Source organism: Streptomyces sp. NPDC054794 (genome assembly GCF_053611585.1).
Genome location: NZ_JBSHAQ010000033.1, coordinates 35144 through 55497, shown reverse-complemented (window position 1 = coordinate 55497; position 20354 = coordinate 35144). Strand labels below are relative to the sequence as shown.

The 20354-nt window shown below is 73.2% G+C and carries 18 protein-coding genes; 15 read left to right on the top strand and 3 right to left on the bottom strand.

Translation table 11 applies throughout. From position 1 onward, the window contains the following. Window positions 1–93 precede the first annotated feature (93 nt). The 3 genes from ACWGKT_RS30290 (at window position 94) to ACWGKT_RS30280 (ending at window position 3885) form a co-directional block, all read left to right on the top strand. Window positions 94–2043 carry a SpoIIE family protein phosphatase gene (locus tag ACWGKT_RS30290; RefSeq protein ID WP_453276188.1) on the top strand — a complete coding sequence of 650 codons (1950 nt, stop codon included), beginning with the start codon at window positions 94–96 and terminating at the stop codon, window positions 2041–2043. 145 nt (window positions 2044–2188) lie between these two features. After that, the gene (gene hemW / locus ACWGKT_RS30285) at window positions 2189–3421 is read left to right on the top strand and encodes a radical SAM family heme chaperone HemW (protein ID WP_453276187.1); all 1233 of its coding nucleotides are present in this window, start codon (window positions 2189–2191) and stop codon (window positions 3419–3421) included. A 185-nt stretch (window positions 3422–3606) separates the two neighbouring features. Continuing rightward, window positions 3607–3885 carry a Uma2 family endonuclease gene (locus tag ACWGKT_RS30280; protein ID WP_453276211.1) on the top strand — a complete coding sequence of 93 codons (279 nt, stop codon included), beginning with the start codon at window positions 3607–3609 and terminating at the stop codon, window positions 3883–3885. On the opposite strand, the gene ACWGKT_RS30275 is transcribed toward ACWGKT_RS30280, so the two are convergent. Continuing rightward, on the bottom strand, window positions 3863–4672 hold the full coding sequence (locus ACWGKT_RS30275) for a DUF3097 domain-containing protein (RefSeq protein WP_453276186.1): 810 nt from the start codon (window positions 4670–4672) through the stop codon (window positions 3863–3865). The genes ACWGKT_RS30280 and ACWGKT_RS30275 overlap by 23 nt on opposite strands. 34 nt (window positions 4673–4706) lie before the next feature. Then, window positions 4707–5429, bottom strand: a complete 723-nt coding sequence (locus ACWGKT_RS30270) for an MBL fold metallo-hydrolase (protein WP_356145413.1) — start codon at window positions 5427–5429, stop codon at window positions 4707–4709. Between the two features lie 163 nt (window positions 5430–5592). Between ACWGKT_RS30270 and hrcA the strand changes: the two genes are divergently transcribed. From hrcA to ACWGKT_RS30220, 10 genes are all read left to right on the top strand, one after another. Beyond that, window positions 5593–6609, top strand: coding sequence for a heat-inducible transcriptional repressor HrcA (hrcA, locus tag ACWGKT_RS30265; RefSeq protein WP_235452306.1), 1017 nt, complete (start codon window positions 5593–5595; stop codon window positions 6607–6609). Continuing rightward, window positions 6610–7746 carry a molecular chaperone DnaJ gene (dnaJ, locus tag ACWGKT_RS30260; protein ID WP_453276185.1) on the top strand — a complete coding sequence of 379 codons (1137 nt, stop codon included), beginning with the start codon at window positions 6610–6612 and terminating at the stop codon, window positions 7744–7746. 145 nt (window positions 7747–7891) lie between these two features. Continuing rightward, complete coding sequence (locus tag ACWGKT_RS30255) at window positions 7892–8980, top strand: nitronate monooxygenase (RefSeq protein WP_356145409.1); 1089 nt, start codon at window positions 7892–7894, stop codon at window positions 8978–8980. Beyond that, window positions 8977–9726, top strand: a complete 750-nt coding sequence (locus ACWGKT_RS30250) for a 16S rRNA (uracil(1498)-N(3))-methyltransferase (RefSeq protein ID WP_453276184.1) — start codon at window positions 8977–8979, stop codon at window positions 9724–9726. Before ACWGKT_RS30255 ends, ACWGKT_RS30250 begins: the two co-directional genes overlap by 4 nt. Window positions 9727–9745: 19 nt before the next feature. Then, window positions 9746–10138: a VOC family protein gene (locus tag ACWGKT_RS30245; RefSeq protein WP_235452302.1), complete on the top strand. Its 393-nt coding sequence runs from the start codon at window positions 9746–9748 to the stop codon at window positions 10136–10138. 203 nt (window positions 10139–10341) lie between these two features. Further along, window positions 10342–10851 carry a hypothetical protein gene (locus tag ACWGKT_RS30240; RefSeq protein ID WP_453276183.1) on the top strand — a complete coding sequence of 170 codons (510 nt, stop codon included), beginning with the start codon at window positions 10342–10344 and terminating at the stop codon, window positions 10849–10851. Window positions 10852–10978: 127 nt separating this feature from the next. Continuing rightward, window positions 10979–14176: a S41 family peptidase gene (locus ACWGKT_RS30235; RefSeq protein WP_356145524.1), complete on the top strand. Its 3198-nt coding sequence runs from the start codon at window positions 10979–10981 to the stop codon at window positions 14174–14176. A 122-nt stretch (window positions 14177–14298) separates the two neighbouring features. Further along, the gene (locus ACWGKT_RS30230) at window positions 14299–14652 is read left to right on the top strand and encodes a histidine triad nucleotide-binding protein (RefSeq protein WP_453276182.1); all 354 of its coding nucleotides are present in this window, start codon (window positions 14299–14301) and stop codon (window positions 14650–14652) included. 6 nt (window positions 14653–14658) lie between these two features. After that, window positions 14659–15564, top strand: a complete 906-nt coding sequence (locus tag ACWGKT_RS30225) for a ribonuclease Z (protein WP_356145403.1) — start codon at window positions 14659–14661, stop codon at window positions 15562–15564. A 20-nt stretch (window positions 15565–15584) separates the two neighbouring features. Then, a complete protein-coding gene (locus ACWGKT_RS30220) occupies window positions 15585–16577 on the top strand; it encodes an adenosine deaminase (protein ID WP_453276181.1) in 993 nt (330 codons plus the stop codon). Here the strand turns inward: ACWGKT_RS30220 and ACWGKT_RS30215 are convergent. Further along, a complete protein-coding gene (locus ACWGKT_RS30215) occupies window positions 16541–17779 on the bottom strand; it encodes an MFS transporter (RefSeq protein WP_453276180.1) in 1239 nt (412 codons plus the stop codon). The genes ACWGKT_RS30220 and ACWGKT_RS30215 overlap by 37 nt on opposite strands. A 258-nt stretch (window positions 17780–18037) precedes the next feature. Here ACWGKT_RS30215 and ACWGKT_RS30210 point away from each other — a divergent pair, with 258 nt between their 5' ends. Together ACWGKT_RS30210 and ACWGKT_RS30205 are read left to right on the top strand one after the other, a co-directional pair. After that, a complete protein-coding gene (locus tag ACWGKT_RS30210; RefSeq protein WP_453276179.1) occupies window positions 18038–18994 on the top strand; it encodes a 5-dehydro-4-deoxyglucarate dehydratase in 957 nt (318 codons plus the stop codon). After that, window positions 18991–20280 (top strand): glucarate dehydratase family protein, encoded by a 1290-nt coding sequence (locus ACWGKT_RS30205; protein WP_453276178.1) that lies wholly within the window; start codon window positions 18991–18993, stop codon window positions 20278–20280. The genes ACWGKT_RS30210 and ACWGKT_RS30205 overlap by 4 nt, the downstream gene beginning before the upstream one ends. Window positions 20281–20354 lie beyond the last annotated feature (74 nt).

Genomic DNA, 20354 nt, shown 5'->3' with positions numbered 1-20354 from the left:
CTTCGGTAACTCGGTGCTTATGGGCGCAGCCAGTCTGTCACTCTGTCCGCATCGATCGAGGCGTATTCGTGCGAACTGCTCGGGGAGCTGGCAATGGGGGCCATACCCACGCAACGGGAGACCATTTCCCGGGGCCGTGATGCGCCCGCGCACCGCGGCGCGGGGGAGCGTACTGAGGTGCGCGCGACCCTGCACGGAAGCCCCCTCGCGCCGGGATCCGCCCGCGCGCTGGTCCGCGAGGCGTTCACCGGGTGGACGGACCTCGGCCTCGCGTACGCCCCCCGGCTCGCCGACGACACCATGGTCGCCGTCAGCGAACTCGTCACCAACGCGGTCGTGCACGCGGGCACCGACATCGAGCTGACCTGCCGGCTGGAGGAGGACACCGGGGCGGTCGTCGTCGAGGTCGCCGACCACCACCCCTCACGGCCACCCCGGGACCACGGCGCCGACGCGGCGCACGAGAGCGCGGAGTACGGCCGCGGCCTGCGCCTCGTCGCCACCCTCGCCGAGTCCTGGGGCGTCACCTACCGCAGCGGCGCCAAGACCGTGTGGGCGCGGCTGACCGCCGACGGGGGCGCGAACGGCGTCGCGCCGGGCGCGGACTCGCTGCGGGTCGCCGAACTCCTCGCCCCCGATCCGCAGCGCGCCGAGCGCGACCGGGACTGGCTGGGCCGGGGCGCGCTGTCCTTCCTCGCCGAGGCCTCCGACCTGCTCGCCGGACAGCTCGACGAGAGCCTGGTCGCCGCGCTCACCGGCCAGCTGATCGTGCCGCGGCTCGCCGACTGGTGCGCGGTGTGGCTGGAGGACGAGTCGACCGGGCGCTGGGGCGCACCCCGCTGGAGCGGAGCCGGAACCGGAGGCGGCGGTGGCGGCGGGTGGGGCGACAGTGCCGGCGCGGTCGGGCCGCGGCTGGCCCGGGTCTGGCACGCCAGCGAGAACCGCATCGAGGAACTGCGCCGGACCCTGGAGAAGGACCCGCCCCGGCCCCGGGACGGCGGGTTACGGTCCGGACCCGAGCCCTACCCCTGGCCCGGCGAGGCGCTCGGCCCGCAGGGCAGCGCCGGTACGGCACTCGCGTACCGGCTGATCGCGGGCGGCCGCCCGCTGGGCACACTGGTCATCGGGCGGTGCGGGCTGCTGCGTTTCCCCGACGAGATCACCGGGCTCGTCGAGGACCTCGGCCGCCGGGTGGCGCTGGCCATCGGCGCGGCCCGCCAGTACGCCCGCCAGGCCACCATCAGCGCCGTCCTGCAGCGCGGGCTGCTGCCCGGCGCGGTCGCCGAGATCCCGGGGCTGAGCAGCGCGCTCGTCTACGAGCCCTGCGACAAGGGCGGCCCGAGCGGCGACTTCTACGACCTCTTCCCGGCGGGCGACGGCCGCTGGTGCTTCGCCGTCGGTGACGTGCAGGGCAAGGGCCCCGAGGCCGCCGTGGTGATCGGCCTGGCCCGGCCCTGGCTGCGGCTGCTGGCCCGCGAGGGCTACCGGGTCGCCGACGTCCTCGACCGCCTCAACCAGCTCCTCCTCGACGACGCCACGGAGGCCGCGGACGCGGCGGCCCGCGCGCTGGTGGCCGCCGGCGGCCGTCCCGTGGCCCACGGCGACGGCCCGCAGACCCGTTTCCTCTCCCTCCTCTACGGTGAGCTGGCCCCCTTCGCGGGCGGCGTCCGCTGCACCCTGGCCTCCGCCGGACACCCGCTCCCGCTGCTCCTCGGGCCCGACGGCGAGGTCAGCACGGCCGCGCAGCCGCAGACGCTCCTCGGCGTCGTCGAGGACGCCACGTACACCAGCGAGACGATCGAGCTGCGGCCCGGCGACAGCCTGCTGTGCGTCACCGACGGTGTCACCGAGCGCCGCGACGGCATCCGCCAGTTCGACGACGGCGACGGGCTCGCGCAGGCGCTCGCCGGCTGCGTGGGACTGAGCGCCGAGCTGATCGCGGAGCGGATCCGGCGGCTGGTGCACGAGTTCGGCGGCGGCGCGCCGGAGGACGACCTGGCCCTGCTGGTGCTCCAGGCGGAGCAGTTGTCGCCCTCGACGTAGCTCCGGGCGAGGCGCTCCGGCCGGCGTCACGGGCACGCGCGCGTGGGCCGGTCGAGGAGGCACGCGCGCGTGGGTAGGGAGGACGGGCACGCGCGCGTGGGGCCAGGAAAACGGGCACCTGTGCCGGTGCTGGACAATGGAGGACATGCCCTCCGCACTTCCCGACGGCGAGCCCGTCCCCGCCGACGGCGCGCTGCCCGTATCCGCGCTCGCCGGGGCCGCCGACCGGCCCCTCGGCTTCTACCTGCACGTGCCGTACTGCGCGACCCGCTGCGGCTACTGCGACTTCAACACCTACACCGCCACCGAGCTGCGCGGCACGGGCGGCGTCCTCGCCTCCCGCGACAACTACGCGGACACGCTCATCGACGAGATCCGCCTGGCGCGCAAGGTGCTGGGCGACGATCCGCGCGAGGTCCGCACGGTGTTCGTCGGCGGCGGTACGCCCACGCTGCTGGCCGCCGGCGATCTCGTACGGATGCTGGGGGCGATCCGCGACGAGTTCGGCCTCGCGGCGGACGCGGAGGTCACGACGGAGGCGAACCCGGAGTCGGTGGATCCGGCGTACCTCACGACGTTGCGGGAGGGCGGCTTCAACCGGATCTCCTTCGGCATGCAGAGCGCGAAGCAGCACGTGCTGAGGATCCTCGACCGCACGCACACTCCCGGACGCCCCGAGGCGTGCGTGGCCGAGGCCCGTGCGGCGGGCTTCGAGCACGTGAACCTGGACCTGATCTACGGCACGCCGGGGGAGTCCGACGACGACTGGCGGGCCTCGCTGGACGCGGCGCTCGGCGCGGGCCCGGACCACGTCTCGGCGTACGCCCTGATCGTCGAGGAGGGCACGCAGCTGGCCCGCCGGATCCGCCGGGGCGAGGTCCCGATGACGGACGACGACGTCCACGCGGACCGGTACCTGATCGCCGAGGAGGCCCTCTCGGCGGCGGGCTTCGACTGGTACGAGGTCTCCAACTGGGCCACCTCGGAAGCGGGCCGCTGCCTGCACAACGAGCTGTACTGGCGGGGCGCGGACTGGTGGGGCGCGGGGCCGGGTGCCCACAGCCACGTCGGCGGCGTCCGCTGGTGGAACGTGAAGCACCCCGGGGCGTACGCGGCGGCGCTGGCGTCCGGGCGGACCCCGGGCGCGGGCCGCGAGCTCCTGTCGGACGAGGACCGCCGGGTGGAGCGCATCCTGCTGGAACTGCGGCTCCGCGAGGGCGCACCGCTGGACCTGCTGCGCGCGGAGGGCCTCGCGGCGTCCCGCCGCGCCCTGGCGGACGGCCTCCTCCAGGAGCGACCGTACGAGGAGGGACGCGCCGTGCTCACGCTGCGGGGGCGGCTGCTGGCGGACGCCGTGGTGCGGGACCTGGTGGATTGATCACCCCAGCGGGTGAATCGGTGCGAGGGCTCGGTTCGGTCCCCGCTCCGGTTCGTAGGGTGCCGCCGTGAACGACAGCCAGATGATCAAGTTCCTGGAGGAGTTCGAGCCGCCCGAGGGCGTCAGGGTCGAGCTCCTGCGGGGGGAGATCGTGATGTCGCGCAGTCCGGATCTGATGCACGGTCCTGGTCGAGGTCGTCTCCCCGACCGGCGTCGAGCGAGACTACGGGGTCAGGCGCTCGATCTGCGCCGCAGCGCAGGTACCCGCCTACTCGATCATCGACCCTTTCATGGCGCAGTGCGTACTTCTCACCGAGCCGACAGGCAGCGGCGACGACGCGGACTACCGGTGTCGGCGGATCACCGGGTTCGGCGACCGCACACCCTTGGAGCCCCTGGGGATCGAGGTCGAGACCAGCGAGTTCGGCATCTACGAGAACATCAGGCCGCACCGCTACCCGTGACGAAGTCGATCAGTTCCTCCACCCGCCCCAGCAGCTCGGGCTCCAGGTCCTTGTAGGAGCTCACCCGCGACAGGATCGCCTGCCACGCCGCCCCCGTGTTCTCCGGCCAGCCCAGGGCCCGGCACACGCCCGTCTTCCAGTCCCGGCCGTGCGGGACCCGCGGCCAACCCGGAATCCCCAGGGACGCCGGCTTCACCGCCTCCCAGATGTCGATGTACGGGTGGCCGACCACGAGCGCGTGTTCGCTGGTCACCGACTGGGCGATGCGCCATTCCTTCGTGCCCGGCACCAAGTGGTCCACGAGCACGCCCAGGCGTGCGTCCGGGCCCGGCGCGAAGGAGGACACGATCGACGGCAGGTCGTCGACGCCCTCCAGGTACTCCACCACCACGCCCTCGATGCGCAGGTCGTCGCCCCACACCTTCTCGACCAGCTCGGCGTCGTGCCGGCCCTCCACGTAGATGCGCCCGGCGCGGGCGACCCGCGCGCGTGCGCCGGGGACGGCGACCGAACCGGAAGCGGTGCGGGTGGCACGTACCGGAGCCGACGACGGCCGTACCAGCGTCACCACGCGGCCCTCCAGCAGGAAGCCCCGCGGCTCCAGCGGGAACACCCGGTGCTTGCCGAAGCGGTCCTCCAGGGTGACCGTGCCCGCCTCGCAGCGGATCACCGCGCCGCAGAATCCGGTCCCGGGCTCCTCCACCACCAGGCCGGGGTCCGCCGGGACCTCGGGCACCGGCTCGGGCTTCTTCCAGGGCGGGGTCAGGTCCGGCGAGTACTGGCGCATTCGGATGACGATAGGAGAAAGCGCCGGGCGCCGATCACGACACGCCGAAACGCGCCGCCAGCTCGTCGCGCTGCCGCCGCACGAACGCCGCGCCCACCACCGCTCCGTGACCGGGCACGTACAACGCGTCCTCGCCGCCCAGCGAGAGGAGGCGGTCCAGCGCGTCCGGCCACCGGGACGGCACGGCGTCGGGACCCGCCTGCGGCTCGCCGGACTCCTCGACCAGGTCGCCGCAGAACACCACCTCCGGGTCGCCCGGCACCAGCACCACGAGATCGTGGGCCGTGTGCCCCGGGCCGACGTTCGCCAGCAGCGCCTGACGGCCGCCGCCGAGGTCGAGCGTCCACTCGCCGCTGACGTGGTGGCGGGGCGCGACCAGCGCCTCCAGGGCCTCGTCCGCGAGCCGGGCGTCCAGGCCGTTGCCGACCGCGTCCCGGCGAAGTTCCTCGCGCTCGTGGGCGAACACCGAGTCGATCCCCACCGCCCCGAACACCTCGGCCCCCGCGAACGCCGCCGCCCCGAAGACATGGTCGAAGTGGGGATGCGTGAGCGCGAGATGGGTCACACGGCGGCCGGCCAGCTCCTGCGCCTGCGCACGCAACCGTGCGCCCTCCACAAGGCTCGACCCGGCGTCCACCACCAGCGCCGTGCCCTCCCCGAGGATCAGGCCCGCCGTGCAGTCCCAGCCCGGCAACCGGCACCGGCCGACCCCGCCGGCCACCCGCTCCCACCCCAGCTCTTCCCAAGTCACCGTCATACGGCGACGCTAGCGGTGACCACCCCGCCGGGCACGACGGCACCGCTCCGGCCTTGCCCGGGGCGTACCCCACCGCCGTACACTGGGCGGGGAATGCTGGCACTCGCACGCGCAGAGTGCCAGGCAAGGCGCCAAGGGGACAATTCGCTGGAGGTGTGCGCGGATGCTGAGTGAACGCAGGCTTCAGGTGTTGCGCGCCATCGTCCAGGACTATGTCGGCACCGAGGAGCCGGTCGGGTCGAAGGCGCTCACCGAGCGGCACAGCCTCGGCGTGTCCCCGGCGACCGTCCGCAACGACATGGCGGCCCTGGAGGACGAGGGGTACATCGCCCAGCCGCACACCAGCGCGGGGCGGATTCCCACCGACAAGGGCTACCGGCTGTTCGTCGACAAGCTCGCCGGCGTCAAGCCGATGAGCGCCCCCGAGCGGCGCGCGATCCAGAACTTCCTCGACGGGGCCGTCGACCTCGACGACGTCGTGGCGCGGACGGTGCGGCTGCTCGCGCAGCTCACCCGGCAGGTCGCCGTCGTGCAGTACCCCTCGCTGACCCGGTCCACCGTGCGGCACGTGGAGCTCCTGTCGCTCGCGCCCGCCCGGGTGATGCTCGTACTGATCACGGACACCGGCCGGGTCGAGCAGCGGATGGTCGACTGCCCGGCGCCCTTCGGGGAGGCGTCCCTGGCGGATCTGCGGGCGCGGCTCAACAGCCGGGTCGCGGGCCGCCGCTTCACGGACGTGCCGCGGCTGGTCGAGGACCTGCCGGAAGCCTTCGAGATCGAGGATCGCGGCACGGTCACGACGGTGCTCTCCACCCTCCTGGAGACGCTCGTCGAAGAGAACGAGGAGCGGCTGATGATCGGCGGCACCGCCAATCTCACCCGTTTCGGCCATGATTTTCCCCTCACCATCCGGCCAGTGCTCGAAGCGCTCGAGGAGCAGGTCGTGCTCCTCAAGTTGCTGGGCGAGGCGAAGGATTCGGGCATGACCGTGCGCATCGGTCACGAGATCGCCCACGAGGGACTCAACTCCACGTCCGTGGTGTCGGTCGGCTACGGTTCGGGCGGCGAGGCAGTCGCCAAGCTCGGCGTGGTCGGACCGACCCGCATGGATTACCCGGGAACGATGGGAGCGGTACGCGCAGTGGCACGGTACGTCGGACAGATCCTGGCGGAGTCGTAAGTGGCCACGGACTACTACGCCGTTCTCGGCGTGCGCCGCGACGCGTCGCAGGATGAGATCAAGAAGGCGTTCCGTCGGCTCGCGCGCGAGCTGCACCCGGACGTCAATCCGGATCCGAAGACCCAGGAGCGGTTCAAGGAGATCAACGCCGCTTACGAGGTGCTGTCGGACCCGCAGAAGAAGCAGGTCTACGACCTCGGCGGCGACCCGCTCTCGCAGGCCGGCGGCGCCGGCGCGGGCGGCTTCGGGGCCGGTGGCTTCGGCAACTTCTCCGACATCATGGACGCGTTCTTCGGCACGGCGTCGCAGCGCGGGCCGCGCTCGCGCACCCGCCGGGGCCAGGACGCCATGATCCGGATCGAGGTCGAACTCGACGAGGCGGCCTTCGGCACCACGAAGGACATCCAGGTCGACACGGCGGTCGTCTGCAACACCTGCAACGGTGAGGGCGCGGCGCCGGGCACCTCCGCCCAGACGTGCGACATGTGCCGCGGCCGCGGTGAGGTGTCGCAGGTGACCCGGTCCTTCCTGGGCCAGGTCATGACCTCGCGTCCCTGCCCTCAGTGCCAGGGCTTCGGCACGGTCGTGCCGACGCCGTGTCCTGAGTGCGCCGGCGACGGCCGCGTCCGCTCGCGTCGCACCCTGACGGTGAAGATCCCGGCCGGTGTCGACAACGGCACGCGCATCCAGCTGGCCGGCGAGGGCGAGGTCGGCCCCGGCGGCGGTCCCGCCGGTGACCTGTACGTCGAGATCCACGAGCTGCCGCACGCCATGTTCCAGCGGCGCGGTGACGACCTGCACTGCACGGTCACGATCCCGATGACGGCGGCGGCCCTCGGCACCAAGGTCCCGCTGGAGACCCTGGACGGGCTCGAAGAGGTCGACATCCGCCCGGGCACCCAGTCCGGCCAGTCGATCCCGCTGCACGGGCGGGGCGTCACGCACCTGCGCGGCGGCGGACGCGGTGACCTCATCGTCCACGTCGAGGTCCAGACCCCGAGCAAGCTCGACCCCGAGCAGGAACGCGTGCTCCGCGAGCTGGCCAAGCTGCGCGGCGAGGAGCGCCCGCAGGGCCAGTTCCAGCCGGGCCAGCAGGGTCTGTTCTCCCGGCTGAAGGACGCCTTCAACGGCCGCTGACGCGGGCGAGTACGGCCGCCGGGGGGTCCGGCGGCCGTCCACCGAGCCGACGGCCGCGGGGCGCCCGGAGGCCCGGCTTGCCGGTGGCGTATGCCATCGGACGGCCGGATTCGGACTTGTTCGGGGGACGTGACAACATGCGGTCATGTCCTCCGCACTGACCGATCTCTTCCCCCAGCCGATCGTGCAGGCCCCCATGGCGGGCGGTGTCTCCGTGCCGCAGCTCGCCGCCGCCGTGTCCGAGGCGGGCGGTCTCGGGTTCCTCGCCGCCGGGTACAAGACCGCCGACGGGATGTACCAGGAGATCAAGCAGCTGCGGGGGCTCACGAACCGCCCCTTCGGCGTGAACGTGTTCATGCCGCAGCCGGAGTACGCCGAGTCCGGCGCCGTGGAGCTCTACGCCAACCAGCTGGCCGGCGAGGCCGCCTGGTACGAGACCGAGCTCGGCGACCCGGACAGCGGCCGCGACGACGGCTACGACGCCAAGCTCGCGGTCCTGCTCGACAACCCGGTGCCGGTGGTCTCCTTCCACTTCGGCGTGCCGACCCGCGACGCGCTGGACTCCCTGCGCCGCGTCGGCACCCTCACCCTGGTCACCGCGACCACCGCCGAGGAGGCCCTCGCGGTGCAGCGGGCCGGCGCCGACGTGGTGATCGCGCAGGGCGTGGAGGCCGGCGGTCACCAGGGCACCCACCGGGACATCAAGGAGAGCGACGGCTCCGGCACCGGACTGCTCTCCCTCATCGCCCAGATCCGCGAGACCGTGGACATCCCGGTCGTCGCCGCCGGCGGCATCATGCGCGGCAGCCAGATCGCCGCGGTCCTCGCGGCGGGCGCGAGCGCGGCCCAGCTCGGCACCGCGTTCCTCGCCACCCCCGAGTCCGGCGCGAACGTGCTGCACAAGCAGGCGCTGACCAACCCCCTGTTCGCCCGCACGGAGCTGACCCGCGCGTTCTCCGGCCGCCCGGCCCGCGGCCTGGTCAACCGCTTCCTGCGCGAGCACGGCCCGTACGCCCCCGCCGCCTACCCCGAGGTCCACCACCTGACCTCGCCGCTGCGCAAGGCCGCAGCCAAGGCCGGTGACGCGCAGGGCATGGCCCTGTGGGCGGGCCAGGGCCACCGGATGGCCCGCGAGCTGCCGGCCGGGCAGCTGGTGGAGATCCTGGCGGCCGAACTCGCCGAGGCCCGGACAGCGTTGTCGGCCTCTCCCGTGACCGGTGGTGATCCGCGATGACGGCGCCCGTCTTCGTCGTCGAGCACTTCCGCGCCGGCGGCGGCGGGCAGTACGTCCTCGACGGGCCCGAGGGGCGGCACGCGGTCTCCGTGAAGCGGCTCCAGCCCGGGGAGGAGGTCGTCCTCACCGACGGCGCCGGGCGTTACGCGGTGTGCGACGTGATCGGCACCGAGGGCAAGGACCGGCTGATCGTGCACATGAGCACGGTGGACGAGGAGCCGGAGGGGTCCCCGCGGATCACCGTCGTCCAGGCCCTGCCCAAGGGCGACCGCGGCGAGGTGGCCGTCGAGACCATGACCGAGGTCGGTGTCGACGCGATCGTGCCGTGGCAGGCCGCGCGCTGCATCACCCAGTGGAAGGGCGACCGCGGTCTGAAGGCGCTCGGCAAGTGGCGGGCCACCGCCCGCGAGGCCGGCAAGCAGTCCCGCCGGGTCCGCTTCCCCGAGATCGCGGACGCGGCGACGACCAAGCAGGTTGCCGCACTTCTCGCCAAAGCCGACTTCGCCGCCGTCCTCCACTCCGACTTCGAGTACGGCTCCGCGCCCCTCGCCACCGCCGAACTCCCCACCGATGGCGAGATCGTGTTGGTCGTCGGTCCTGAAGGCGGCGTCTCCCGTGACGAGTTGGCGCTGTTTCACGATGCGGGTGCCAAGGTGTACGTCCTGGGGGCTACCGTGCTGCGTACATCGACCGCCGGGACCGCGGCGGCGGCCCTCCTCCTGGGCCGTACCGGACGCTGGTCCTGACCCCCTGGGGGAAGACACCGTGGAACTCGCACAGGTCCGGCTGCTCGTCACCGACTTCGCCGCCTGCTACCACTTCTACGCCGAAGTCCTCGGCCTCAAGCCCCAGTCCGGGGCGACCGAGGGTCCCTACGAGAAGTTCAGCCCGCACATAGGCTCCGCGGGAATCGCGCTGCAGGACCGCACGGTCATGGCCGAGGTCCTCGGCGAACTGGGCGACACGGCGACCGGCCACCGCTCCCTGGTGGTGCTGCGCGTGGACGACCTCGACACCTACTGCGCGGAGATCACCTCCCGCGGCGCCACCCTGATCCACGGCCCGGCCCCCATGAGCGAGCGCATGCTCGTCGCCCACCTCAAGGACCCCGAGGGCAACCTCGTGGAGCTCCAGGAGTGGCTGCTGCTGCGCACCTGACGGCGACGCGCCCCGGCCGACCTCGCCGCACCTCCGGTCGAGCCACGGTCGGCCGGGGCCGCAGGGCCACTCAAGGGTGAAGTGGTCGAACAGGTGAGTGGCCATATGCCCTCTACCGCCCCGCCGGTCTCGGTGGCAGGCTGCCGTGCATGGGGGCATCGAGGTGGATTTCGCGTCGGCCCCGCGGGACGCGGGCGGCGGCAGTGGCAGGGCTCGTGGTGCTCGCCGTGGGCGGTGTCGTGGCGTGCGAGCCGGGTGATCTGAACACGGCGACGGTGGCGTACACCACCGACCTGACGGCGACGGCCGAGCTCAAACGGCAGCACGTCGACGTGAACTGGCTCAGCTGCACCGGCCATTACGGCAACAAGGGCCACACGCCCGGGAAGACCGCCTCGCCGTCCGAGAGCACGGTCGTCTCGGTCGACTGCCAGGGCCAGACGAAGGACGGCCGCAAGATCACCGTCACCGGCAAGGTCACCAAGGCCGTCGACGGTGCCTGCGTACGCGGCGACCTGGTCGCCAAGGTCGGCGGCAAACAGTGGTTCCACGTCAAGGGCCTCGGCAACTGCAAGGCCAGGCCCGGGCCGACGTACAAGCCACCGGTCACCTACCGGCCCTCGCACGGCCGGCAGCCCGGCCCCACCGTCACGGTCACCCGGACGATCTGGTGCAAGGGCGACCCGACCTGCTGGCCGGTGGAAGGCAAGTGATCCGAAACCGGGTTCACGGACTTCGTACGGTGCTTATGGTGAGCGGGTGACTGAGTCGACAGCGACGGGTTCGGCAGGATCCTCTGCGTATCTCGGGTATCTCCGGTTCCCGCACCCGCACGGCGACCTGGTCGCCTTCACCGCCGAGGACGACGTGTGGCTCGCGCCCCTCGACGGTGGCCGGGCCTGGCGGGTCAGCGCCGACAACGTGCCGGTGAGTCACCCGCGCATCTCGCCCGACGGCAGCACCCTCGCCTGGACCTCCACCCGCGACGGCGCACCCGAGGTCCACATCGCGCCGGTCGCCGGTGGCCCCGCCAAGCGGCTGACCCACTGGGGCAGTTGGAAGACCCACGTGTGCGGCTGGACCCCTGACGGACAGGTCCTCGCGCTCAGCACCCAGGGCCAGCCCAGCCTGCGCCGCACCTGGCTGCGCGCCGTCCCGCTCGACGGCGGACCGGCCACCACCCTGCCGTACGGGCCGGTCGGCGACGTCGCCTTCGGGCCGCACACCGTCCTGCTCTCGGCGCCGATGGGCCGCGAGGCCGCCTGGTGGAAGCGCTACCGGGGCGGTACGGCGGGCAAGTTGTGGATCGACCGTTCCGCCGAAGGCGAAGAAGGCGTCGGCGAGTTCGTACGGCTGCACGAAGGGCTGGACGGGAACATCGAGTGCCCGCTGTGGGTGGCGACGGGGGTCCCCCCTGTTCGAGCGGAGCAGGGAACCTCGGAGAGGATCGCGTTCCTCTCCGACCACGAGGGCACCGGCGCGCTCTACTCCTCCCTCGCCGACGGCTCCGACCTGCGCCGGCACACACCGCTCGACGGCTTCTACGCCCGCTACGCCGCCACCGACGGCAGCCGGGTCGTCTACTCCAGCGCCGGCGAACTGTGGCTCCTCGACGACCTGGAGGGCGCCGAGCCCAGGCGGCTCGACGTGCGGCTCGGCGGGCCGCGCGTGGACCTGCAGCCCTACCCGGTGGACGCCGCCCGCTGGTTCGGGGCCGCGTCCCCCGACCACGGCGCGCGCGGCAGCGCCGTCTCCGTGCGCGGCGCCGTCCACTGGGTCACCCACCGCTCCGGCCCCGCCCGCGCCCTGGCCGCGCGGCCCGGCGTACGCGCCCGGCTGCCGCGCGCCTTCCGTACGGAGGGCGAGGACTGGGTGGCGTGGGTGACCGACGCCGAGGGCGACGACGCCCTGGAGTTCGCCCCCGCCACCGGACCGGCCCCGGGCGCGACCCCGCGCCGGCTCGCCGCGGGGCGGCTCGGCCGGGTCCTCGAACTGGCCATGGCCCCCGACGGCAGCCGGGCCGCCGTCGCCGCGCACGACGGGCGGCTGCTGCTGGTCGAGCGGGAGAGCGGCGAGGTCCGCGAGGTCGACCGCAGCGAGGACGGAGAGGTGTCCGGGCTGGCCTTCTCGCCCGACTCGGCCTGGCTCGCCTGGTCGCACCCCGGCCCGCGCCCCCTCTCCCAGATCCGGCTCGCCCACACCACCGATCTGTCGGTCACCGAGGCGACCCCGCTGCGCTTCCAGGACTACGCGCCCGCGTTCACCCTCGACGGCAAGCACCTCGTCTTCCTGTCGACCCGCTCCTTCGACCCGGTCTACGACGAGCACGTCTTCGACCTGGCGTTCGTGGTCGGCGACCGGCCGCACCTGATCACGCTGGCGGCGACCACGCCGTCCCCGTTCGGCCCGCAGCGGCACGGCCGGCCCTTCGAGGCACCGGACAAGGACGAGACCCCGGACAGCGAGGGCACCCCCACCACCCGCGTCGACCTCGAAGGGCTCGCCGACCGCATCGTCCCCTTCCCGGTCGAGGCCGCCCGCTACTCCAACCTGCGCGCGGCCAAGGACGGCGTGCTGTGGCTGCGCCACCCGGTGCAGGGGGTCCTCGGCGCCTCCCGGGCCACCCCCGAGGACCCCGACCCCAAGACCGAGCTGGAGCGCTACGACCTCGCCCAGCGGCGGGTCGAGCACCTCGCCGCCGACGCCGACCACTTCGAGGTCAGCGGCGACGGCAAACGCGTCCTGCTGTGGACCGACGGCCGGCTCCGGGTGGTCCCCAGCGACCGGCGGGCCGGCCACGAGGACGACGGCGACACCTGCGTCACCGTCGACCTCGCCCGGGTCCGGCAGACCGTCGACCCGGCCGCCGAGTGGCGGCAGATGTACGACGAGGCCGGGCGCATCATGCGCGACCACTTCTGGCGGCCCGACCTGAGCGGGGTCGACTGGGACGGCGTCCTCGACCGCTACCGCCCGCTGCTCGCGCGCATCGCCACCCACGACGACCTCGTCGACCTGCTGTGGGAGGTGCAGGGCGAACTCGGCACCTCGCACGCCTACGTCCAGCCGTCGGGCGGCTCCGGCGGCCTGCGCCAGGGTCTGCTCGGCGCCGACATCTCCCGGCACCCGGACGGCAGTTGGCGCATCGACCGGATCCTGCCCTCGGAGACCTCCGACCCGCAGGCCCGCGCCCCGCTGGCCGCGCCCGGAGTCGCCGTGCGCGCCGGGGACGCGATCGTCGCCGTCGGCGGCCACCCCGTCGACCCGGTGACCGGCCCCGGACCGCTGCTCGTCGGTACGGCGGGACAGCCGGTCGAGCTCACCATCTCGCCGTCGGGCGGCGGCGATCCGCGGCACGCGGTCGTGGTCCCCATCGCCGACGAGGAGCCGCTGCGCTACCACGACTGGGTCGCCGGCCGGCGTGCCTACGTCCACGAGCGCTCCGGGGGCCGGCTCGGCTATCTGCACGTGCCCGACATGCAGGCCCCCGGCTGGGCCCAGATCCACCGCGACCTGCGCGTCGAGGTGGCCCGCGAGGGACTGGTCGTCGACGTCCGGGAGAACCGGGGCGGCAACACCTCCCAGCTGATCGTGGAGAAGCTGGCCCGGCGCATCGTCGGCTGGGTCCTGCCGCGCGGCATGCGGCCCCGCAGCTACCCGCAGGACGCGCCCCGGGGCCCCGTCGTCGCCGTCGCCAACGAGTTCTCCGGCTCCGACGGCGACATCGTCAACGCGGCGATCAAGGCCCTCGGTATCGGCCCGGTGGTCGGCACCCGCACCTGGGGCGGCGTCATCGGCATCGACAGCCGCTACCACCTGGTCGACGGCACCCTGATCACCCAGCCCAAGTACGCCTTCTGGCTGGAGGGTTACGGCTGGGACGTGGAAAACCGCGGCGTGGACCCGGACGTGGAGGTGGTCCACCGCCCCCAGGACTGGGCAGCGAACAGGGACCCCCAACTGGACGAGGCGATCAGAATCGCACTGGAGTCACTGGAGGAGCGCCCACCAAAAACCCCGCCGGCTTTGCCAACTTAAGGGGCGCGGGGCCGTATCGATGCGCGGCTCCGCCGCGTGGGCGCGACCAGCCACAACGCACCCGCATCCGGCAACGCTACGATGCCCCCCGGTACCAAGACCGCCCAACCCCCGGAGGGACCATGGCAGGGGAGCCGCAGGACGACTGTCTGTTCTGCAAGATCGTCACGGGTGAGGTTCCGGCGACGATCGTCCGTGAGACGGAGACGACCGTCGCCTTCCGGGACATCAACCCCCAGGCGCCCACCCACGTCCTGGTGATCCCCCGGGTGCACTACAAGGACGCGGCCGCACTCGCCGCCGCCGAACCGGGCATCGCCGCCGACATACTGCGCGAGGCCAAGGCGGTCGCCGACGAGGACAAGCTGGAGAGCTACCGCATCGTCTTCAACACCGGCACCGGCGCAGGCCAGACCGTCTGGCACACCCACGCGCACATCCTCGGCGGCCGCGGCCTGCAGTGGCCCCCCGGATAAGTCGCCGTGTCCGTCCGTGAACTCGTGGTGCTCGGCACCGCCAGCCAGGTCCCGACCCGGCACCGCAACCACAACGGCTACCTGCTGAGGTGGGACGGCGAGGGCATCCTCTTCGACCCCGGCGAGGGCACACAGCGCCAGATGCTGCGCGCCGGGGTCGCCGCGCACGACCTGAACCGGATCTGCGTCACGCACTTCCACGGCGACCACTCCCTCGGCCTGGCCGGGGTGATCCAGCGCATCAACCTCGACCAGGTGCCGCACGAGGTCACCGCGCACTACCCGCGCTCCGGGCAGCGCTTCTTCGACCGGCTGCGGCATGCGACCGCCTACCGCGAGACGGTCGAGCTCACCCAGGTGCCGGTGGACGCCGACGGCGACCTGGCGGTGACCCCGTCGTACACCCTGCAGGCGCGCAAGCTGTCCCACCCGGTCGAGTCGTACGGCTACCGGCTCGTCGAGCCCGACGGGCGCCGCATGCTGCCCGAGCGGCTCGCCGCGTACGGGATCAAGGGGCCGGACGTCGGACGGATCCAGCGCGAGGGCGTCCTCGGGGACGTGCGCCTCGACGACGTCAGCGAGACGCGGCGCGGACAGCGGTTCGCGTTCGTGATGGACACACGGCTGTGCGACGGGGTGTACGCGCTCGCCGAGGGCTGCGACCTGCTCGTCATCGAGTCCACCTTCCTCGACGAGGACCTGGAACTGGCCGTGGACCACGGACACCTGACGGCGGGCCAGGCGGCCGGCGTGGCCCGGGACGCGGGCGTGCGCCACCTCGTGCTCACCCACTTCAGCCAGCGCTACTCCGAGCCGGAGGAGTTCGAACGGCAGGCGCGCGCGGCCGGCTTCGAGGGGGAGCTGACCGTGGCGCACGATCTTCTGCGAGTGCCGGTTCCGAAGCGCGAATAAATCCCGTTTACGATGCTTTGATGCCTCTCCCCAAAGCAGAACTGCACCTCCACATCGAGGGCACCCTGGAACCCGAGCTGGCGTTCCGGCTCGCCGAGCGCCACGGCGTCAGGCTCCCGTACGCGGACACCGACGAGCTGCGCAAGGCGTACGACTTCGAGGACCTCCAGTCCTTCCTGAACCTGTACTACGAGCTCATGGCCGTGCTGCGCACCGAGGAGGACTTCGCCGACCTGGCCGACGCCTACCTGGCCCGGGCCGCCGCACAGGGCGTGCGGCACGCGGAGATCTTCTTCGACCCGCAGGCGCACATCGCCCGGGGCGTGCCGATGGGCACGGTCGTCGACGGGCTGTGGCGGGCGCTCGGCCGCAGCGAGGAGAACCACGGTGTCTCCACCCGGCTGATCATGTGCTTCCTGCGGGACGAGTCCGCCGACTCGGCGCTGGAGACCCTGGAGGCGGCCCGGCCGTACCTCGACCGGATCACCGGCGTCGGTCTCGACTCGGCCGAGGTCGGCCATCCGCCGGCGAAGTTCCGCGAGGTGTACGAGGCCGCCGCCGCGCTCGGTCTGCGGCGCGTGGCGCACGCGGGCGAGGAGGGGCCGCCGGCCTACATCACCGAGGCCCTGGACCTGCTCGGCGTCGAGCGCGTGGACCACGGCCTGCGCTGCATGGAGGACCCGGCGCTGGTCGAGCGGCTGGTGCGGGAGCGGATCCCGCTGACCCTGTGCCCGCTCTCCAACGTCCGGCTGCGCGCCGTCGACGTGCTGGCCGAGCACCCGCTGCGCGCCATGGTCGAGGCCGGGCTGCTGTGCACGGTCAACTCCGACGACCCGGCCTACTTCGGCGGCTACGTCGCCGACAACTACCACGCCGTGCGCGACGCCCTCGGGCTGACCAAGGAGCAGATGCGCGAGCTGGCCCGCAACTCCTTCCTCGCCTCCTTCCTGGAGGACGACGAGGAGCGGCGGGCCCGCTATCTGGCCGAGGTCGAGGCGTACGAGTTCTCGTAGGCCGTGTCGTAGGCGTGCCGGGCGGGTGCGGCCCGCGTCTCCAGCGGGATCTCCACGACCGGGTGCGGCCGCCGTCCCGCGCGCAGGGCGACGGCGGTCAACGGCACCGAGATCGCCAGCAGCCCCGCGGCGAGGACCGCGCCCATGACCGGGAAGCCCGCCTGCGCGGACAGCACGCTCCCGGTCAACGGGCCGGCCGCCGTGCCCAGCGACGCGGCGGAGCCGACCAGTACCGCCCAGCGGCCGCGCGGGTCCAGGGAGGCGGCGAGGCCGATCACGTACGACAGCACGATCGGGTAGAGCAGGTTCCAGGCGATCTCGCCCAGGGCGAAGCCCCTCAGGTCGGTGGCGCAGGCGCTGACCGCGATACAGACCGCGATGAGCGTCGTACCCGCGCCGATGGGCAGCGCCCGGCCGATGCGCGGCCCGAGGGCGCCCGCCCCGACGGTCCCGAGCAGCCCGGCGCCGAGCGCGACCGCGAAGACCGCGCCGACGGCCGCCTCGGTGAGGTGTGCCTGGACGAGTCCGATGCGGCCGCTGACGCCCCACAGGGCGTTCTGGGCCAGGGACCAGCAGGGCATCGCGGCGGCGAGGACGAGGCCCAGGCGCCGGTGGGGGAGGCCGTTCGCCGTGGGCCGGTCCGCAGGGGTGCGGACGGGGGCGGTACGGGCGGAGAGTCGGCCGGTGAGCGGCCAGACGGCGAGCGCGGTGAGCGCGAGCGCGGCCAGGGGCTGTCCGTGGCCCGCGCCGAGGTGCGGGATCGTCAGATAGATGGCGCCCGCGAGCGCGGAGACGCCGAGCAGGCCGAGGGTGGAGGCGCGGTGCGGGTCGGGCCGGCCGGCGATGCCGGTGGCGGCGACCGCGGTGACCGTGCCCGAGCCGAACCCGCCGAGGACCGCGCCCGCGACGACAGCCGGTACGAGGCTGGTGAGGGCGGCGCCGCCGTAGCCGAGGACGGCCAGTGCGAGACCGGCGCGGGCGAGTGTGCGGGCCCCGACGCGGTCGACCCTCGATGCCAGCAGGAAGCCCGCCGCGGCCGAACTCAGCAGCAGCGCGCTGCCGATGGCGCCCGCCTGGGTGGCGGAGAGGGGGAGTCCCGCGTCGAGTCTGCCGACGGTGGTGGGGAGCAGGTAGGGGGCGAGGTACCCGGCCGTGAAAAGGGCGAGGAGCGGCCAGGGAGGAGTGGTGCGGGGGGCGGACACGGGCGTTCCTGGGGCATGCGAAAGGAGCGGCTCAGAAAGGGGGGAGGGGCGACGACCGTCGATGGACAGGAACGCGCGAGCAAGTTGTATCAAGCAGGTGGTTTACGGAAGAAGCGGGAGAGGTGTGATCTGGAGCACCTTTTGTTTGGGGTGGGAGAGGTCGGGTAACTGGTCGCGCCTTGGCCGGTGCACCGTTGACGCCGACCGTTCCCCTACCTAACCTCTGTTCTCATACGTGGATGACGTCTACATGGGGAGATGGCGCCGGTGGCCGGTGACGCGCGGACGGAGACCGTGGTGCGCGGACTGCGGGAGGGGATGGCGCGCGGCGTGCTCTCCTTCCCGCTGACCGCCTTCCACGACGACGGCACCCTCGACCCCGACGGCTCGCGCGCCCATGTCGCCGACCGGCTCGCCACCGCCCCCGGCGCCGTCTTCCCGGCCTGCGGCACCGGAGAGTTCTTCTCGCTGGACGAGGACGAGTACCGGCGGGTCGTCGGGATCGCCGTCGAGGAGGCGGCCGGCCGGGTGCCCGTGGTGGCCGGCACCGGATACGGCTGGGCGCAGGCCGCCCGGTTCGCCCGGATCGCCGAGGAGGCCGGCGCCGACGCCCTGCTCGTCCTGCCGCACTACCTCGTCGCCGCCCCGCAAGGCGGCCTGGTCGCCCAGCTGGAGCAACTGGCCGCCCGCACCCGGCTGCCGCTCGTCGCCTACCAGCGCGGCCAAGTGGCCTACGGCGTGGAGGCGTTCCGGCGGATCACCGAGATCCCCGGGGTCGTCGGCCTCAAGGACGGCCACAGCGACCTCGACCGCCTCCAGCGGCTCACCCTCGCCGCACCCGATGACTTCCTTTTCTTCAACGGCGCCGCCACCGCCGAGATCCAGGCCCGCGCCTACGCCGCCGTCGGCGTCCCCGCCTACTCCTCGGCCGTCCACGCCTTCGCCCCCGAGATCGCGGACGCCTTCTTCGCCGCCCTGCGGGACGGCGACCACGGCACGGCCGACACGCTGCTGCGCGAGTTCTACGTGCCCTTCGTCGAACTCCGCGACCGCGCCCCCGGATACGCGGTGTCCCTGGTGAAGGCGGCGGCCCGGCTGCGCGGCTGCCGGGTCGGCCCCGTCCGCGCCCCGCTCGCCGACCCGTCCGCCGCCGACCTCGCCGACCTCAAGTCCCTGCTCGCCGCCGGGCTCGACCTCGTAGGAGCCGCCCTGTGACCCGCGACCTGACCATCGCCGAGGTACGGCTGACGCCCATCCTGGTCGCCGACCCGCCGCTGCTGAACACGCAGGGCGTGCACCAGCCGTACACCCCCCGGCTGATCGTGGAGGTGGTGACGGCCGACGGGATCACCGGGGTCGGCGAGACGTACGGCGACACCAAGTACCTGGAACTGGCCCGCCCGCTGGCCGACCGGCTGATCGGCCGTCGGGTCACGGACATGAACGGCTTGTTCACTCTTGACCTCGCCGTGGACGAGTCCCGGGTCGAGGACGCCGTCGACGTCGGCGGACTGCGCGGGGTGCAGACCGCCGACAAACTGCGGCTGTCCGTCCTGTCCGCCGTCGAGGTCGCCTGCCTGGACGCCCAGGGCAAGGCGCTCGGCCTGCCCGTGCACGCGCTGCTCGGCGGCAAGGTGCGCGACGCGGTCGAGTACAGCGCCTACCTCTTCTACAAGTGGGCGGCCCACCCCGAGGGAGTGCCGGCCGAGGCGGACGACTGGGGCGCCGCCCTCGACCCGGCCGGAGTGGTCGCCCAGGCACGCCGCTTCAAGGAGCTCTACGGCTTCGCCTCCTTCAAGCTCAAGGGCGGTGTCTTCCCGCCCGACGAGGAGATCGCCGCCGTACGCGCCCTGGCGGAGGCGTTCCCGGGTCACCCCCTGCGTCTGGACCCCAACGGCGCCTGGTCCGTGGCGACCTCGCTGAGGGTGGCGAAGGAGCTGGCGGACGTCCTCGAATACCTGGAGGACCCGGCGCTCGGTACCCCGGCGATGGCCGAGGTGTCCGCGGGCACCGACGTCCCGCTCGCCACCAACATGTGCGTGACGACGTTCGCCGAGATCGAGGAGGCGTTCGCCCGCGACGCCGTTCAGGTGGTTCTCTCCGACCACCACTACTGGGGCGGGCTGCGCAACACCCAGCACCTGGCCGCTCTCTGCGCCACCTTCGGCGTCGGGATCTCCATGCACTCCAACACCCACCTGGGGATCAGCCTCGCCGCGATGACCCACGTCGCCTCGACCGTCCCGGGCCTGCGGCACGCCTGCGACTCCCACTACCCCTGGCAGTCGGAGGACGTCCTGACCGAGCGGCTCGCCTTCTCCGGCGGGCGGATCGCCGTGTCCGACGCGCCGGGACTGGGCGTGGAGCTGGACCGCGAGAAGCTGGCCGCGCTGCACCGCCGTTGGGCCGAGGACGACGGAACACTGCGCGACCGGGACGACGCCGCCGCGATGCGGGTGGCCGAGCCCGGCTGGGTCACCCCGGCCGTGCCCCGCTGGTAGGAGGCCGCCGCCACGACCGCCGCCGCTCCCCGCGATCTGGTGCACACTGGCCAGATCCGCACCACCGCAGGGAG

What these genes read in the sequence shown, in the direction of transcription:
- ACWGKT_RS30210 (WP_453276179.1), top strand. Translation starts at nt 18,038, where the DNA reads ATGGCGCCGGTGGCCGGTGACGCGCGGACGGAGACCGTGGTGCGCGGA.
- ACWGKT_RS30270 (WP_356145413.1), bottom strand. Translation starts at nt 5,429, where the DNA reads ATGACGGTGACTTGGGAAGAGCTGGGGTGGGAGCGGGTGGCCGGCGGG.
- hemW (WP_453276187.1), top strand. Translation starts at nt 2,189, where the DNA reads ATGCCCTCCGCACTTCCCGACGGCGAGCCCGTCCCCGCCGACGGCGCG.
- ACWGKT_RS30290 (WP_453276188.1), top strand. Translation starts at nt 94, where the DNA reads ATGGGGGCCATACCCACGCAACGGGAGACCATTTCCCGGGGCCGTGAT.
- ACWGKT_RS30250 (WP_453276184.1), top strand. Translation starts at nt 8,977, where the DNA reads ATGACGGCGCCCGTCTTCGTCGTCGAGCACTTCCGCGCCGGCGGCGGC.
- ACWGKT_RS30255 (WP_356145409.1), top strand. Translation starts at nt 7,892, where the DNA reads ATGTCCTCCGCACTGACCGATCTCTTCCCCCAGCCGATCGTGCAGGCC.
- hrcA (WP_235452306.1), top strand. Translation starts at nt 5,593, where the DNA reads ATGCTGAGTGAACGCAGGCTTCAGGTGTTGCGCGCCATCGTCCAGGAC.
- ACWGKT_RS30220 (WP_453276181.1), top strand. Translation starts at nt 15,585, where the DNA reads ATGCCTCTCCCCAAAGCAGAACTGCACCTCCACATCGAGGGCACCCTG.
- ACWGKT_RS30275 (WP_453276186.1), bottom strand. Translation starts at nt 4,672, where the DNA reads ATGCGCCAGTACTCGCCGGACCTGACCCCGCCCTGGAAGAAGCCCGAG.
- ACWGKT_RS30230 (WP_453276182.1), top strand. Translation starts at nt 14,299, where the DNA reads ATGGCAGGGGAGCCGCAGGACGACTGTCTGTTCTGCAAGATCGTCACG.